15 protein-coding genes and 1 tRNA gene are annotated in these 14,840 nt (G+C 69.2%); 10 read left to right on the top strand and 6 right to left on the bottom strand.

What is annotated here, in order from left to right:
- Positions 1–23: 23 nt before the first annotated feature.
- From AAG565_RS13965 to hemA, 6 genes are all read right to left on the bottom strand, one after another.
- Positions 24–1,610, bottom strand: a complete 1,587-nt coding sequence (locus AAG565_RS13965) for an EAL domain-containing protein (protein WP_348820242.1) — start codon at positions 1,608–1,610, stop codon at positions 24–26.
- A gap of 169 nt (positions 1,611–1,779) precedes the next feature.
- Positions 1,780–2,118 (bottom strand): hypothetical protein, encoded by a 339-nt coding sequence (locus AAG565_RS13960; RefSeq protein WP_348820241.1) that lies wholly within the window; start codon positions 2,116–2,118, stop codon positions 1,780–1,782.
- Positions 2,111–2,839: a molybdopterin-synthase adenylyltransferase MoeB gene (gene moeB, locus AAG565_RS13955; protein ID WP_348820240.1), complete on the bottom strand. Its 729-nt coding sequence runs from the start codon at positions 2,837–2,839 to the stop codon at positions 2,111–2,113. Before moeB ends, AAG565_RS13960 begins: the two co-directional genes overlap by 8 nt.
- Complete coding sequence (gene prmC, locus AAG565_RS13950) at positions 2,836–3,669, bottom strand: peptide chain release factor N(5)-glutamine methyltransferase (protein ID WP_348820239.1); 834 nt, start codon at positions 3,667–3,669, stop codon at positions 2,836–2,838. The genes moeB and prmC overlap by 4 nt, the downstream gene beginning before the upstream one ends.
- A complete protein-coding gene (gene prfA, locus AAG565_RS13945) occupies positions 3,666–4,748 on the bottom strand; it encodes a peptide chain release factor 1 (RefSeq protein ID WP_348820238.1) in 1,083 nt (360 codons plus the stop codon). The genes prmC and prfA overlap by 4 nt, the downstream gene beginning before the upstream one ends.
- A gap of 80 nt (positions 4,749–4,828) precedes the next feature.
- Entirely contained in the window at positions 4,829–6,085 is a 1,257-nt protein-coding gene (hemA, locus tag AAG565_RS13940; RefSeq protein WP_348820237.1) for a glutamyl-tRNA reductase, read from the bottom strand.
- 161 nt (positions 6,086–6,246) lie between these two features.
- On the opposite strand from hemA, the gene AAG565_RS13935 reads away from it, so the two are divergent.
- From AAG565_RS13935 to ychF, 10 genes are all read left to right on the top strand, one after another.
- On the top strand, positions 6,247–7,983 hold the full coding sequence (locus AAG565_RS13935) for a tetratricopeptide repeat protein (protein ID WP_348820236.1): 1,737 nt from the start codon (positions 6,247–6,249) through the stop codon (positions 7,981–7,983).
- Complete coding sequence (lolB, locus tag AAG565_RS13930; RefSeq protein ID WP_348820235.1) at positions 7,980–8,582, top strand: lipoprotein insertase outer membrane protein LolB; 603 nt, start codon at positions 7,980–7,982, stop codon at positions 8,580–8,582. The genes AAG565_RS13935 and lolB overlap by 4 nt, the downstream gene beginning before the upstream one ends.
- Positions 8,583–8,599: 17 nt before the next feature.
- Entirely contained in the window at positions 8,600–9,466 is an 867-nt protein-coding gene (gene ispE, locus AAG565_RS13925) for a 4-(cytidine 5'-diphospho)-2-C-methyl-D-erythritol kinase (RefSeq protein ID WP_348820234.1), read from the top strand.
- A gap of 60 nt (positions 9,467–9,526) precedes the next feature.
- Positions 9,527–9,601: transfer RNA gene (locus AAG565_RS13920), tRNA-Gln, on the top strand.
- 24 nt (positions 9,602–9,625) lie between these two features.
- Complete coding sequence (locus AAG565_RS13915) at positions 9,626–10,579, top strand: ribose-phosphate diphosphokinase (protein ID WP_348820233.1); 954 nt, start codon at positions 9,626–9,628, stop codon at positions 10,577–10,579.
- A gap of 113 nt (positions 10,580–10,692) precedes the next feature.
- Complete coding sequence (locus AAG565_RS13910) at positions 10,693–11,235, top strand: hypothetical protein (protein WP_348820232.1); 543 nt, start codon at positions 10,693–10,695, stop codon at positions 11,233–11,235.
- Positions 11,236–11,239: 4 nt separating this feature from the next.
- Entirely contained in the window at positions 11,240–12,142 is a 903-nt protein-coding gene (locus AAG565_RS13905) for a sigma-70 family RNA polymerase sigma factor (protein WP_348820231.1), read from the top strand.
- 88 nt (positions 12,143–12,230) lie between these two features.
- The gene (locus tag AAG565_RS13900) at positions 12,231–12,899 is read left to right on the top strand and encodes a 50S ribosomal protein L25/general stress protein Ctc (protein ID WP_348820230.1); all 669 of its coding nucleotides are present in this window, start codon (positions 12,231–12,233) and stop codon (positions 12,897–12,899) included.
- Positions 12,900–12,990: 91 nt separating this feature from the next.
- Positions 12,991–13,578: an aminoacyl-tRNA hydrolase gene (pth, locus tag AAG565_RS13895; RefSeq protein ID WP_348820229.1), complete on the top strand. Its 588-nt coding sequence runs from the start codon at positions 12,991–12,993 to the stop codon at positions 13,576–13,578.
- Positions 13,579–13,639: 61 nt separating this feature from the next.
- Entirely contained in the window at positions 13,640–14,734 is a 1,095-nt protein-coding gene (gene ychF / locus AAG565_RS13890; protein WP_348820228.1) for a redox-regulated ATPase YchF, read from the top strand.
- The last annotated feature ends 106 nt before the right edge of the window (positions 14,735–14,840 follow it).

The raw sequence follows: 14,840 nt of genomic DNA, 5'->3' as shown, positions 1-14,840 counted from the left end.
CTTCCGCCTCCCGCCTCTCCGCCTCAGGGCAGCGACCAGGCTTCCGGCCGATGCAGGTGATAACCCTGGGCGTAATCCACGCCGAGACCACGCAGGCAGTCCAGGGTGGCCTCGTCCTCGACGCATTCGGCGATGGTCTTGAGGCCGCGCAGGCGGGCGATGCGGACCATGCTGTCGATCGTCGCCGAATCGACTGGATCGGTGGCCGCGTTGCGCACGAATCCACCGTCGATCTTGAGAATGTCCACGGCCAGCGTCTTGAGATAGCCGAACGACGACATGCCGGCGCCGAAATCGTCCAGCGCAACGGTGCAGCCCAACGCCTTGAGTGCCGAAACCAGCGCGACCGCGCGCTCGGTGTTGGCGATGGCGGCGGTCTCGGTGATCTCGAAACAGATGCGATCGGCGGCGACCTCGTTCTGCTCCAGCACGCGCGCGACATACGCCGCCAGACCCTGGTCGCTGAGGCTGTGCCCGGACAGGTTGATCGCCAGCACCGGGCGTTCGGCCGCGGGCGATCGGGACAGTTCGCGCAGCACACGCGCGATCACGCGCCGATCCACCTGCGGCATCAGGCCGTAGCGCTCGGCGGCGGCGACGAACTCGCCGGGCGGCGTCCACCCGGAGATGCCGCGCACGCGCAGCAACACCTCGTGATGCGTGACCCCCGCGTCGGCGTGCAGCGGCTCGATGCGCTGCTGGTACAACGCGAAACGATTCGCCTCCAGCGTGTCGAGCACGCGCGCGCCCCAGGACTGCTCGCCGCGCAGGCGATGCAGTTCGCGGTCCTCGCGCCGGTAGATTTCGATGCGGTTGCGTCCGCGCGCCTTGGCGCCGCTGCAGGCGGTGGCGGCGGCGGACATCAGCTCGACCGGATCGCCGTAGGCGTCCGCAAACGCCGCGACGCCGGCGCTCAGCGTCACGCCATAGGCACGGCCGTTCCATTCGAAACCCTGGGCGGCGCAATGCAGGCGCACGCGCTCGGCGACCTGCCACGCTCGCTCGGTGTCGGCCTCGGCCAGAAGCACCGCGAACTCGTCGCCACCGAGTCGCGCCAGGTCGTCGTCGCTGCGCACGACCTCGTTCATCAGCTGTCCGAGCTGGACGATCAGGCGATTCCCGGCTTCGTTGCCGAACGCGTCGTTGATCAGCTTGAACTGGTCCACCTCGAAGCGCACCAGCGCGCCCTCGGAGTGGACCGCCAGCACCTGCCGCAGCCGCGTCTCGAACGCACGCCGTGACAGCAGGCCAGTGAGATCGTCACGCGCGGCAGCCGGCTCACCGGCCGACTCCAGCGCACAATGGTCGGCCAGCCACAGCAGCATGCGCCGGCCATTGAGATCGACCGGGTGCAGATGGCTGCAGCGCGTCGCCGCGTCGCTGCAATCGACCGCGTCACCGAACAGTTGCCGCAGCTGGGCCCAGCTCAGCATGCACAGCTCGGGTTCGGACACGCGACAGCGCTCGGCGAGCGCCCCGCTGACCACGCAGACGTGCATGTCCGACGGTTCGATCAGCGCGAGCGGCTGCGGGAACTGCCGCAGCAGCGCGACCGCTTGCGCGTGGTCGAGCAAGCTGGCCAGCTCCTGCGTGGCGGTGACGTCGTCCATGTGAGCGGTGGCGGGGCGAGGAAGTGTGACGCGTATCACAATACCGCCAATCCAAGCGGAAAGGTGAATAACCCGTCAGGAAGTCGCAGAGTGCCCCAGCCGTGTCCGAGCGGGCGCGGCAGACCGCCGTGCGTGCGCAATGCCGCGACGAGCGGCCCGCGCAGTCCAGCTAGTCACGGACCTTGAGCACCTGCTCGGCCGCCCGGTCGCCATCGAGACGCCAGGCGCGCATCTCCAAGACGCCCTTGGTGTTGAGCGACACCACCAGGCTGAGCCCGCCGTCCGCCAGCTCCTCGACACCGGGAATGGCCGCCGACTGCGGGTGCGACCACAGTCTCGCCCAGCGCTGCACGCCTGCCGGCAGCGTCGTGCCGTCCGGGTGGAAACTGACCGGCTGTCCGTCGCGGGCGGCGACCACGCCGCGGATCGCCTCCGGTTGTGCCTGTTGCGCCGCGTGCAGGATCTCGATCGCCAGTCGGCGCGGCATCACCAATACGTCGTCAGTCACGGCGCTCTCCGCAGACGGGACATTCCGGATCAGCGGCGATCTTATGCGAGGTCCATTGCATCTGCCGCGCGTCCCAGCGCTGCAGGCGCGCGACCGGGACCTCCAGACCGAGCAGCAGTTGTAGCGCGGCGAGCGCCTGCTGACAGCCGATCGTGCCCACCACCGGCCCGAGGATGCCCGCCTCCTCGCAGCGCTCCGCCGCCTCGCCGCTCTCCGGATACAGGCAGCGGTAGCAGGGGCCGCCGCGACGCAGGTCGAACACCGCGAGCTGACCCTCGAAGCGGATCGCCGCGCCGCTGACCAGCGGCTTGCGCGCGCGCGCGCAAGCGGCGTTGATGGCGTAGCGGCTCGGAAAGTTGTCGGTGCAGTCGAGCACGACATCCGCGTGCACCACCGCGGCGGGCCAGTTTTCAGCGTCGTACGTGCACGGCACCACGTCGGGATTGAGCGCCGCGAGCTGCGCTGCCGCGGCCTCGGTCTTGGCGCGGCCGACATCGGTCTGGCGGTACAGCACCTGCCGCTGCAGGTTGCTCGTCTCGACGCGGTCACGATCCGCGAGCAGCAGGCGACCGACACCGGCGCCGGCCAGATACGACGCGGCAACCGAGCCGAGCCCGCCGAGCCCGACCACCAGAACGGTCGAATCGCGCAGGAGCGCCTGCCCGTTGACGCCCACCTCGGGCAGGATCACCTGGCGGCCGTATCGGGAGAAATCGGTCATCGCTGCGTGCTCCGCCCAGCGGTCGCGCGTTCCTGGCCCGCGTAGTCACGGCGCGTGGACACATCGACGAATCCGGCGCGCGAGAACAGCGCTCGCACCGCCGCGCCCTGGTCGTAGCCATGCTCGACCAACAACCAGCCGTCGTCCGCGAGGTGCCTTGCCGCACCGGCGCTGATCGCGCGCAGCGCACCCAGGCCGTCGCCACCGTCGGTGAGCGCCGCCAGGGGCTCGTGGCGCAAGATCGCCAGGTGCGGATCGTCGTGGGCGATGTACGGAGGATTGGACACGATCAGATCATAGCGGCGGCCGCCCAGCGCCCCGAACCAATCGCCGTGACGGAAACACACGGACCGCCCGAGTCGGTCGGCGTTGGCGCGCGCGACCGCCAGCGCCTCGACCGAGAGATCGGTCGCGTCAACCTGCGCATCGGCGCGTTCGCTGGCCAGCGCCAGCGCCAGCGCGCCGCTGCCGGTGCCCAGATCGACGATGCGCGGTTGCGCGACACCGCGCAGCAATTCCAGGCCCCACTCGACCAGCAGCTCGGTTTCCGGGCGCGGCACCAGCACCGCCGGCGTGACCGCCAGGTCGAAGGTCCAGAAACCCCTTGTACCGACCAGGTAGGCGACCGGCTCGCCAGCCGCGCGTCGCGCGACCAGTGCCTCGAAATGCTGCGCCTGTGCCGGCGGCAGTTCGTCGTGCAGCTGCGCGAAGATCCGCGCACGGCTCAGGCCGAGCACCTGGCCGAGCAGCAGCTCGGCGTCCAGCCGCGGGCTGTCGCTGACCGCCGCGATCCGCGCCTGCGCGGACATCAGGCATTGGCCCAGGGTCACGTTTCGCCCAGCTGCGCCAGCTGCTCGGCCTGGTGCTCGGCCAGCAAGGGCTGGATCACCGGATCGAGTTCACCCTCGATCACGCGGTCGAGCTGATAGAGCGTCAGGTTGATGCGGTGATCGGTGATCCGCCCTTGCGGGAAGTTGTAGGTGCGGATGCGCTCGGAACGGTCGCCGCTGCCGACCAACTGCTTGCGCTGCGCCGCCATCTGCGCCGACTGCTTGCTGCGCTCGGCATCGAGCAGGCGCGCCTGCAGCAGCGCCATCGCCTTGGCGCGGTTCTTGTGCTGCGAGCGTTCCTCCTGGCATTCGACGACGACACCGGTCGGAACGTGGGTGATGCGGATCGCCGACTCGGTCTTGTTGACGTGCTGGCCGCCGGCGCCGCCGGAGCGGTAGGTATCGATCTTGAGGTCCGCAGGATTGATCGTGATCTGCGACTCCTCGATCTCGGGCAGCACTGCGACGGTCGCCGCGGACGTGTGGATGCGCCCCTGCGCCTCGGTCTCCGGGACGCGCTGCACGCGATGCGCGCCGGACTCGAACTTGAGCTGCGAGTAGGCGCCGAAGCCGATCACGCGCGAGATGATCTCCTTGTAACCGCCGTGCTCGCCCTCGTTCTGCGACAGGATTTCCACGGTCCATCCGCGCGACTCGGCATAACGCGAGTACATGCGGAACAGATCGCCGGCGAAGATCGCCGCCTCGTCGCCACCGGTACCGGCGCGGATTTCGAGAAACACATTGTTGTTGTCGAGCGGGTCGCGCGGCACCAGGTAGCCCTGCAGCCGGGTTTCCAGCGCCGCAAGCTGCGCCGTGACCTGAGGGATCTCGGCCTCGGCCATCGCCCGCAACTCGGCGTCCGGGTCGCGGCGCATCTGTTCGAGGTCCGCCAAGGTCTTGAGCGCGTCCCGATGCGCGCTGAAAGTCTCGACGACCGGCCCGAGCTGCGCGTACTCCTGCGACAGGCGGCGGAACTTGTCGGTGTCGCCGATCACCACTGGATCGCCCAGCTCGCGCGCGATTTCCTCACGGCGCTCGACCATCTGCTCCAGCTTGGCGATGAGAGAGGCTTTCATGTGGATGGAACGAAGTAAGACGGGCCGCGCGACGGCGGAGCCTGCCGGCCTGCCGTGCAGTGCAGCGTCGGGACGTGAGGCTAATCTTCCGGCAGATCGAACAGCCGCCGGGCGGCGTTGAGCAGCAGGGCCTGTTCGACCGCGTCCGCGCGGCGCAGCGCCTGCGACGGCGCATGCAGGATCTTGTTGCTGAGCGTGTCGGCGACGAAGGCGAGCACGTCTTCGACCGGTTCGCCGGACGCCAGCCGGCGGCGCGCCTTGCCCAACACCTCGTCGCGGCTGGCGCGTGCATGCGCACGGATCGCCTGGATGGTCGATGACGCATCGCGACTTTCGAGCCAGCGGGCGAATTCCTCCGCCTGCGCCTGGACCAGCACCTCCGCCTGCCGCGCCGCGTCCTCGCGCCGCTTCAGGTTCTGCGCGATGACGTCGCGCAGATCGTCGATGCTGTACAGGTAGATGTCCTCGACGTCGGCGATGCGCGGATCGATGTCGCGGGGTACGGCCAGGTCGATCATGAACACCGGCTTGCGGCGACGCGCCTGCACCGCGCGCTGCATCGCCTCCCGATCGATGATGTAGCCGCGCGCCGCGGTCGATGACACGACCAGATCGGCGTCGCCCAGGTAGCTCGGCAGGTCGTTGAGGCTGATCGCGTAACCGTGCAGCTCGCGCGCCAGCTTCTCGGCGCGCTCCAGACTGCGGTTGGCGATGACGATGCGGCCGACGCCGTGCTGCTGCAGGTGCCGGCCCACCAGCTGCATCATCTCGCCGGCGCCGATCAGCAGGGCGGTCTGGCTGTGCAAGTCGGCGAAGATGCGCCGCGCCATCTGCAGCGCGGCGTAGGCGACGGAGACCGGGTGCGCGCCGATCTCGGTCTGTGAGCGCACCAGCTTGGCCACCGCGAACGCGTGCTGAAACAGCCGCCCGAGCACCGGGCCGAGCGCGCGCACTTCGCTGGCGACCGAGAACGTCTGCTTCATCTGACCGAGGATCTGCGGCTCGCCGACGACCAGCGAATCGAGCCCGGCGGCGACACGCAGACTGTGCCGGATGCTGCCGATGTCGCGATGGGTATAGAGATACTTCTCGATGTAACCCTCCGGCACCTGCCGTTCGCGCCGCCACCACTCCAGCACACGGGTCTCTTCCTCGATCGCGGTCACCGCCATGATCTCGGTGCGGTTGCAGGTGGACAGGATCGCGGCCTCGCTGATCCCCGGCAGCGCGTGCAACCGCTGCAGCGCGCTCGGCAGATCCGCCTCGGTGAACGCCAGGCGCTCGCGCGCCTCGACGGGCGCGCGATGGTGGCTGAGACCGAGGGTGACGAGTGCCATGGCAAACCGGTGTGTCCTGCCGGCGATTTTAGCGGCGGCGGCGCAGCCGTGCTCCGCCGCGGGTCCGTCGGAACCCGCCGTCCGCGCGTTCCGACGCAAGGAACCGCGCTTTCCGCATAATGTCTGTCTGCTGAAGCCCCGCCGCCACCCGAACCATTCCCGTGCCCCTGCCCTACCGCTGCTCCTGTTGCGCACTCGCGCTGTCCGCGCTGCTCGGTGGTTGCGCCACCCTCGCGCCGCCTGCCCGGCCGGCCGGCCCGTCATCCGACTTCCAGTCGCTGGCGCAGGACGCGCCGTCCGAACCGCTGCAGTCCGCCACGGCGCAGGCCCAATTCCATGTGTTGGCTGGCGAAATGGCGGCCGGACGCGACGACCCGGCGCTGGCGGCCCGTGAGTTTCTGGCCGCGCTGGCGCTGATCGACGATGCCGACCTCGCGCAGCGCGCGACCGCACTGGCGGTGACGGCTCGGGACGAAGACCTGGCCTTGACCGCAGCACGGCGCTGGCTGGAGCTGGAGCCGGATGCCGCCGATCCGCGCGAAGTCGTCGCCAGCCTGTCGATCCGACGCGGCGACCTGACGACGACGCTCGAACAATCCCGCGCCTTGATCGAGGGACACGCGGGCGGCATCGGCGACGGTTTCCTGCATGTCGCGCAAGTGCTGATGCAAGCCGGACGCGATCGTGCCGACGCGGCGCTCGCGGTGATGCAGCAACTGGTCGGTCAGTGGCCGGAAGACGCCGGCGCCCATCATGGCCTCGGCGTGCTGGCCCTGCATTTCAAGCGCCTCGAACTCGCGGAGGCGGCCGCCAGAAAGGCACAGGCGCTGGAGCCGAAGGATCGCCGGCATACGCTCCTGCTGATCGGGGTCTGGGTGCGGCAGGGCCACATCGACGAGGCCGATGCCCAGCTCGAAAAGCTGCTGCCCAAGGGCAAGGACGCGATCGAAGCGCGCATGGGCTACGCCCGGCTGCTGCTGGAGAACGGCCAGCGCGCCGCCGCGCGCCGGCAGCTCGAGCAGATTCTCAAGCTCGACCGCCGCAACGTCGATGCGCACTACGCGCTGGGCGTGCTCGCCTTCAACGCCGGCGACCAGACCACCGCGACCGACCATTTCCTGCTCCTGCTCGACGGGCCGCGCGCCAACGAGGCGGCCATGCAGCTCGGCCGCATCGCCGAGGCCCGCCGCGACTATGTGCAGGCGCTGGCCTATTACGCCCGGGTCAGCCAGGGCCCGGCGTCGCTGGACGCCGCGAGTCGCCGCGCCCTCGTGCTGGGCCGCATGAACCGCATCGACGACGCACGCGTCCTGCTGCGCAACCTGCGTGAACGCTATCCGCAGTATGCGGTCCGCTTCTACCTGACCGAAGGCGAGATCCTGCTCAACGGCGGCGACAACGACGCGGCACTGTCGCTGTACAGCGATGCGCTCGCGGAAGATCGCGACAACACCGAACTGCTCTACGGCCGCTCGCTGGCCTACGAACGCCTGCAGCGGATCGATCTGGCCGAGCGCGACCTGCGCCAGGTGCTGAGCCTGCAACCCGACGATGCGCGCGCGCTCAACGCGCTGGGCTACATGCTGGTGGTGCACACGCAGCGCTATGCCGAAGCCGAGACCGCGATCGCGCGCGCGATCGCGCTGGAGCCGGACGACGCCGCGATCAACGACAGCATGGGCTGGCTGCAGTACAAGCTCGGCCGCCCCGAGCAGGCGCTGACCTGGCTCAAGCGCGCTTACGCGCAGCTGCCGGACCCTGAGGTCGCCGCACACCTGGGCGAGGTGCTGTGGGTGCTCAATGACCGCGAGCAGGCACGCGCCATCTGGGACGCGGCACTGCGCAACGATCCGCAGCACCCCGTGCTCCTCGAAACCATCGAGCGCCTGAACCCGTGAAACGCGCCGCCCTCCTGTTCGCTGCCGCACTCGTGACGGCCTGCGCACCGGCGCCGAGGCAGGTCGATCCCGCGCTGACCGAACTGCGCTGGACCGAGCACCGCGAAGCGCTCGCCGGCATCCTCGGCTTCGCGCTCGAAGGGCGCCTCGCCGACTCGAAGGGCCGCAGCGGCGAGCTGCTGTGGCGTCAGTACGCGGACGATCGCTTCGAGTTGCGGATCAACGGCCCGCTCGGCGTCGGCGCAGTAGCCATCGACGGCGATGCCGGAGGCGTCACGGTGCGCAGCAAGGACGGTACCGAGACCACCGACGACCCGGAGGGCTGGATGCAGACCCATCTGGGCTGGCACCTGCCGCTGCGCAGCCTGCGCGCCTGGGCGCTGGGCATCCCGGCACCCGGCGAGGTGCAGCAACTCGCAGTCGATGCCGACGGGCACCTGCTGAGCCTGCAGCAATCCGGGTGGACCTTGCGCTACGACGACTACCAGCGTGTCGGCGTGCTGGATCTGCCGCGCAGGCTGCAGGCGCAGTCCGACGCCATCCGCCTGCGCCTGGTGATCGACCGCTGGACCGCGCTCGATCTGGCGACACGCTCCTGATTCCACAAGACCCAACGATGCAAGACCCGTCCCGCGGCGCGTTCACCGCCGATTTCGCCTGGCCGGCGCCGGCCAAGCTCAACCTGTTCCTGCACATCACCGGCCGCCGCGCCGACGGTTATCACGAGCTGCAGACGCTGTACCAGTTTCTCGATTTCGGCGACCGCCTGTACTTCGTCCCGCGGGGCGACGGCGAGATCCACCGTCTCGCCGGCACCGCCGCGGTGGCACCGGAACAGGACCTGGTCGTGCGTGCCGCCCGGGCGCTGCAGCGCGCCTGCGGCTGCGGCCTGGGCGCGGACATCCGCGTGGACAAGCGCATCCCGCTGGGCGCCGGGCTGGGCGGCGGATCGAGCGACGCAGCGACGACGCTGGTCGCGCTCAATCGGCTGTGGAACCTCGGCTTCACCGCCGACGAGCTGGCCGACCTCGGACTCGGCCTGGGCGCCGACGTGCCGGTCTTCGTGCGCGGCCAGGCCGCCTGGGCGGAAGGCATCGGCGAGCGGCTGACACCGGTCGATCTCGTGGAACCCTGGTTCGTGGTCGTCGTGGCGCCGGCGCACGTCCGCACGGCCGACATCTACGCGGACCCCGAACTCGAGCGCGATTGCGCGCGCATCGGCCTGGCCGAATTCCTCGCCGGGCAGACGCGCAACGTCTTCGAGCCGGTGACCACGCGGCGACACCCGCAGGTGGGCGAGGCGCTGACCTGGCTGCGCCGCTTCGGGCCGGCACGCATGTCCGGCACCGGGGCCTCGGTCTTTCTCGCCTGCGAATCCGCCGAGCAGGCGCAGGCCATCGCGGCGCGTGTGCCGCGGGGCTGGGCGAGCTTCGTCGCGCGCGGCCGCAACCGCTCGCCGCTGCGCGACGCGATGGACCGGTGAGCGATCGACTTCCCTTATAATGCGCGCCGCACGAGCCGAGCCGTCCTGGGGCGGCCTCGTTGGGGCGTCGCCAAGTGGTAAGGCAGCGGGTTTTGATCCCGCCATTCGGTGGTTCGAATCCATCCGCCCCAGCCATTTCCATTTTCTTCAGGCAGGCCCATGTCCGACTCGAAGCTGATGCTGTTTTCCGGGAACGCCAATCCGAAGATCTCCCGGGACATCGCGGCCTACCTGAAAACCTCCATCGGTCAGGCCGTCGTCGGCAAGTTCTCCGACGGCGAGATCCAGATCGAGATCCTGGAGAACGTGCGCGGCAAGGACGTCTTCGTCATCCAGCCGACCTGCGAACCGACCAACGACAACGTCATGGAGCTGCTGCTGATGCTCGACGCGCTCAAGCGCGCCTCGGCCAGCCGCATCACCGCGGTGATCCCCTATTTCGGCTACGCCCGCCAGGACCGCCGCCCGCGCTCGGCGCGCGTGCCGATCTCCGCCAAGGTCGTCGCCGACATGATCGGCGAGTGCGGCGCCGATCGTGTGCTGACGGTGGACCTGCACGCCGACCAGATCCAGGGCTTCTTCGACATCCCGGTCGACAACGTCTATGCCTCGCCGGTGCTGCTCGGCGAGATCTGGCGGCAGAAGTACGAGAACCTGATCGTCGTCGCGCCCGATGTCGGCGGCGTGGTCCGTGCGCGCGCGATCGCCAAGCGCCTCGATGACGCCGATCTGGCCATCATCGACAAGCGCCGCCCCAAGCCCAACGAGTCGCGTGTGATGAACATCATCGGCGACGTCAGCGGCCGCACCTGCGTGCTGGTCGATGACCTGGTCGATACGGCCGGCACGCTGTGCAAGGCGGCGGCCGCGCTCAAGGAGGAAGGCGCGATCAAGGTCGTCGCCTACGTCACCCACCCGGTGCTGTCCGGCCCGGCGATCAAGAACATCAGCAATTCGGAACTCGACGAACTGGTCGTGACCGACACGATCCCGCTGTCCGCGGCCGCCCAGGCCTGCCCGAAGGTGCGCCAGCTGTCGATCGGCGGCCTGCTCGCCGAGACCATCCGCCGCATCTCCGCGGAAGAATCCGTCAGCTCGCTCTACGTGGACTGAGACGCGGCGCAGCCGTATCCGGAGACAGGCGCCGCAGGCGCCTGTTTTCGCTTGGGCATGTCACAAACCGCCGGCTGGCTCGTCTTGCCTGTGAACCCACGGGAGAGAACGCCATGCTGAAGTCCTTCATCCGCGCCCGGATCGGCAAGTTCGAGCGCGCGTACGATTACGACATGTCCTACGCCCGCGACCTGGTGGACGCCGACCCCCGCGCGTTCCTCATCTTCAACCGCGTGATCCCGCTGGCGCGCTATCGCCGGGACGTGCCACTCGACGCCTGGTTCGCCGCGAAGATCGTGGGCAGCATGAGCGAGGATTGCGGACCGTGCACACAGCTGGTCGTGCAGATGGCCGAACGGGCTGGCGTGGCGGCCGACACCCTGCGCGCGATCATCGCCCGCCGCCCGCAGGATCTGCCCGCCGATGCGCAGCTCGGCTACCGCTTCGCCGAGGCCGCGGTGGCGCACAGCCTCGACGCGGATCCGCTGCGCGCGCAGGTGCTGCGGCGCTGGGGCCGGCGTGCGCCGGTGTCACTGGGCTTTGCTCTGGTGTCGGCACGCATCTTCCCGACGCTCAAGTACGCGCTGGGTCACGGCAAGACCTGCGCGCGCGTCGTGGTCGCCGGCCAGGCGCAGGCCGTGCCGCAGGCCGCATGAGGTCATGAGCGCGGGCACGCAACCGGACCCGGCGGCGAGTTTCGAGCCGCATCGCCGCCCGCTGCTGGGCCTGGCCTACCGCATGCTCGGCTCGCTGGCCGAGGCCGAGGACGTCGTCCAGGACGCCTACCTGCGCTGGCACGCGACCGACCGCGCCGCGGTGGAGCAGCCGCGCGCCTTTCTCAGCCGCACGGTCACGCGCCTGTGCCTGGACCAGATCAAGTCGGCGCGAGCGCAGCGCGAAACCTACGTCGGCCCGTGGCTGCCGGAGCCGCTTCTGGACCACGCGGCGCTGGTCGCCGACGGCGACAGCGACTACGCCGACGACCTGTCGATCGCGCTGCTGATGACGCTGGAGCGGCTCTCGCCGCTAGAGCGCGCCGCCTTCCTGATGCACGACGTCTTCGATCTCGACTATCCCGAGATCGCGCGCACCCTGCAGCGCAGCGAGGACGCCTGCCGCCAGCTCGCCGCGCGCGGCCGCGCACAGGTGCGGCGCGACCGGCCGCGCTTCCGTCCGTCCGCAGAGGAATCGACGCGTCTGACACAGGCATTCGTCGCCGCCCTGGGCAGTGGCGACATCGAGGGACTCAAGCAGGTGCTCGCGGCCGACGCGGTGTTCTACGCCGACGGCGGCGGCAAGGTGCCGTCGGCGCGCAAGCCGGTGCTCGGCGCCGAACGCATCGCGCGCTTCCTCGCCGGACTGGTGCGCAAGCCCGCGATCGTACGCCGCCTGATCCACGGGCCGCTGGGTCTGAAGATCGCCCCGGTCAACGGTATGCCCGGCGCGCTCCTCTACATGTCCGGCCGGCTCGTCCAGACCTACGCGCTGGACATCCGCGACGGCCGCATCCACGCGCTCTACGTCACCCGCAACCCGGACAAGCTGGCGCGGCTGCAGCACTGAATTCGCCCGCGCCGGGGCTTTCCAGTACAATGCGCGCCCCTTCCGTCTGGTCGCGGACGGAAGCCCATTGTTTTTTCGAGAGATTTCCATGAAACAAAACTTTGTCGTCGTCGCCGAGACACGCGCGGACCAGGGCAAGGGTGCGAGCCGCCGCCTGCGCCGCGAAGGCAAGATCCCGGCGATCGTCTATGGCGGCACCGAAGCCCCGGTGTCGATTTCCCTGTCCGCCAACGAGATCGGCAAGCAGCTCAAGGTCGAGGCGTTCTACTCGCACCTGCTGACGCTGAATCTCAACGGCACGAGCCAGCAGGTCGTGCTCAAGGATCTGCACCGCCATCCGGTGACGGGTCTGGCCATGCACGCCGACTTCCAGCGTGTGCAGGCCGACAAGGCGCTGCGCATGCACGTGCCGCTGCACTTCAAGGGCGCGGACGTCGCGCCGGGCGTCAAGACCGGTGGCGGCATCGTCGAGCATCTGCTCAACCAGGTCGAAGTCGAGTGCCTGCCCAAGGATCTGCCGGAGTACATCGAGGTCGATCTGTCGGCGCTGAATGTCAACGAGTCGATCCACCTCTCGCAGCTGAAGCTGCCGGCAGGCGTCACGCTGATGCAGCTCAAGCACGGCAACGACCAGTCGGTCGTCGCGATCCACCTGCCGCGCGCGGCGGTTGAGGAAGAAACGCCCGCAGCGGCGCCGGTGGAAGGCGCAGCGGCCGCCGCCCCGGCCGCGGAAGCCAAGAAGGAAGAGAAGAAGTAAGTCCGCAAGGGCCGCGGCCCCGTGCCGCGGCCTGCCGGTTCGGCCCGTCCGTGCCCCGTGCCCGGGCGGGCTTTTTCGTTAGGCCATTTGAATGTCAACGGACAGCGACCTGCATGCCATCGTCGGCCTGGGCAACCCGGGCGACGAATACGCGCGCACGCGCCACAACGCGGGCTTCTGGTTCGCCGACCTTCTCGCCGGGCGTGGTCGCGCGAGCCTGCGCCGCGAGGCCAAGTTCCATGGCGACTTCGCGCGCATCAAGCTCGGCGGCGTCGATGTGCTGTTGCTCAAGCCGCAGACCTTCATGAACCGCAGCGGCCAGGCCGTGCAGGCCTTGGCGCAGTTCTACAAGCTGTCGCCGGACCGCATCCTCGTCGCACACGACGAACTCGATCTGCCGGCCGGCACCGTGCGCCTCAAACTCGGCGGCGGTCACGGCGGTCACAACGGCCTGCGCGACATCCATCGCGCGCTCGGTGAAGGTTACCGGCGTCTGCGCGTCGGCATCGGCCATCCCGGCGACAAGAATCTGGTGCTCAACTACGTGCTCGGCCGCCCGGGACGCGACGACGAAGCGGCGATCCTCGCCGCCCTCGACCGCTCCGCCGACGCGGTCGAGACCTGGCTGTCGCGCGGCTGGGACCGGGCGATCACGCAGCTGCACACCGCCAACCAGTAGACTCCCCCACCACTCGCCTCGGCGCCGCTGCGGCGCCGGGCATCCGCAAGAAGACACCGCCATGGGTATCAAGTGTGGAATCGTCGGACTGCCGAACGTCGGCAAGTCCACCCTGTTCAATGCGCTGACCAAGGCGCAGATCGCCGCCGAGAACTACCCGTTCTGCACGATCGATCCCAACGTCGGCGTCGTGCCCGTGCCGGATGCGCGCCTCGACGCGCTCGCCGCGATCGTCAAGCCACAGCGCGTACTGCCGGCGACGGTCGAGTTCGTCGACATCGCCGGCCTCGTCGCCGGCGCGAGCAAGGGCGAGGGTCTGGGCAACCAGTTCCTCGCGCACATCCGCGAGACCGACGCGATCACGCACGTCACGCGCTGCTTCGACAACCCGGACGTGGTCCACGTCGCCGGCTCGACCGACCCGATCCGCGACATCGAGATCATCAACACCGAGCTGGCGCTGGCCGACCTCGACACGGTCAGCAAGGCCGCCGAGCGCGCCGGCCGCAATGCCAAGACCGGCAACAAGGACGCGATCGCTCGGCACGAGCTGCTCAAGCGCGTGCAGGCCCATCTCGACGGCGGCAAGCCGGCGCGTTCGCTGGATCTGACCGAAGAAGAACGCCCGCTGCTCCGCGAGCTGCAGCTGATCACCGCCAAGCCGGCGCTGTACATCGCCAACGTCGATGAGGCGGGCCTCACCCATGGCAACGACTATCTCCGGCGCGTGCAGGACTACGCTGCCGCCGAAGGTTCGGACGTCGTGCCGGTCTGCGCCGCGATCGAAGCCGAGATCGCCCAACTCGACGATGCCGACAAGGCCGCCTTCCTCGCCGATCTGGGTCTGGAAGAACCGGGCCTCAACCGCGTGATCCGTGCGGCCTACAAGCTGCTCGGCCTGCAAACCTACTTCACCGCGGGCGTGCAGGAAGTCCGCGCCTGGACCGTCAAGGTCGGCGCCACCGCCCCACAGGCCGCCGGCGTGATCCACACCGATTTCGAGAAAGGCTTCATCCGCGCCGAGGTGATCGCCTACGCCGACTACGTCCAGTACAAGGGCGAAGCCGGCGCCAAGGAAGCCGGCAAATGGCGCCTCGAGGGCAAGGACTACATCGTCAAGGACGGCGACGTCATGCACTTCCGCTTCAACGTCTAGCGCAAGTCAGTCCTTTCCAATCCAGAGATGAGCCTGAAGGGCGGATCTGAGTGAGGGGCTGTCAGGCGGCGGGACGCTGGGCTTTGCTGATGGAAAGGAACAACTG

Source organism: Fontimonas sp. SYSU GA230001 (assembly GCF_040066175.1).
Lineage (GTDB): Bacteria > Pseudomonadota > Gammaproteobacteria > Nevskiales > Nevskiaceae > Solimonas.
This window is presented reverse-complemented; position numbering and strand designations above follow the sequence as displayed.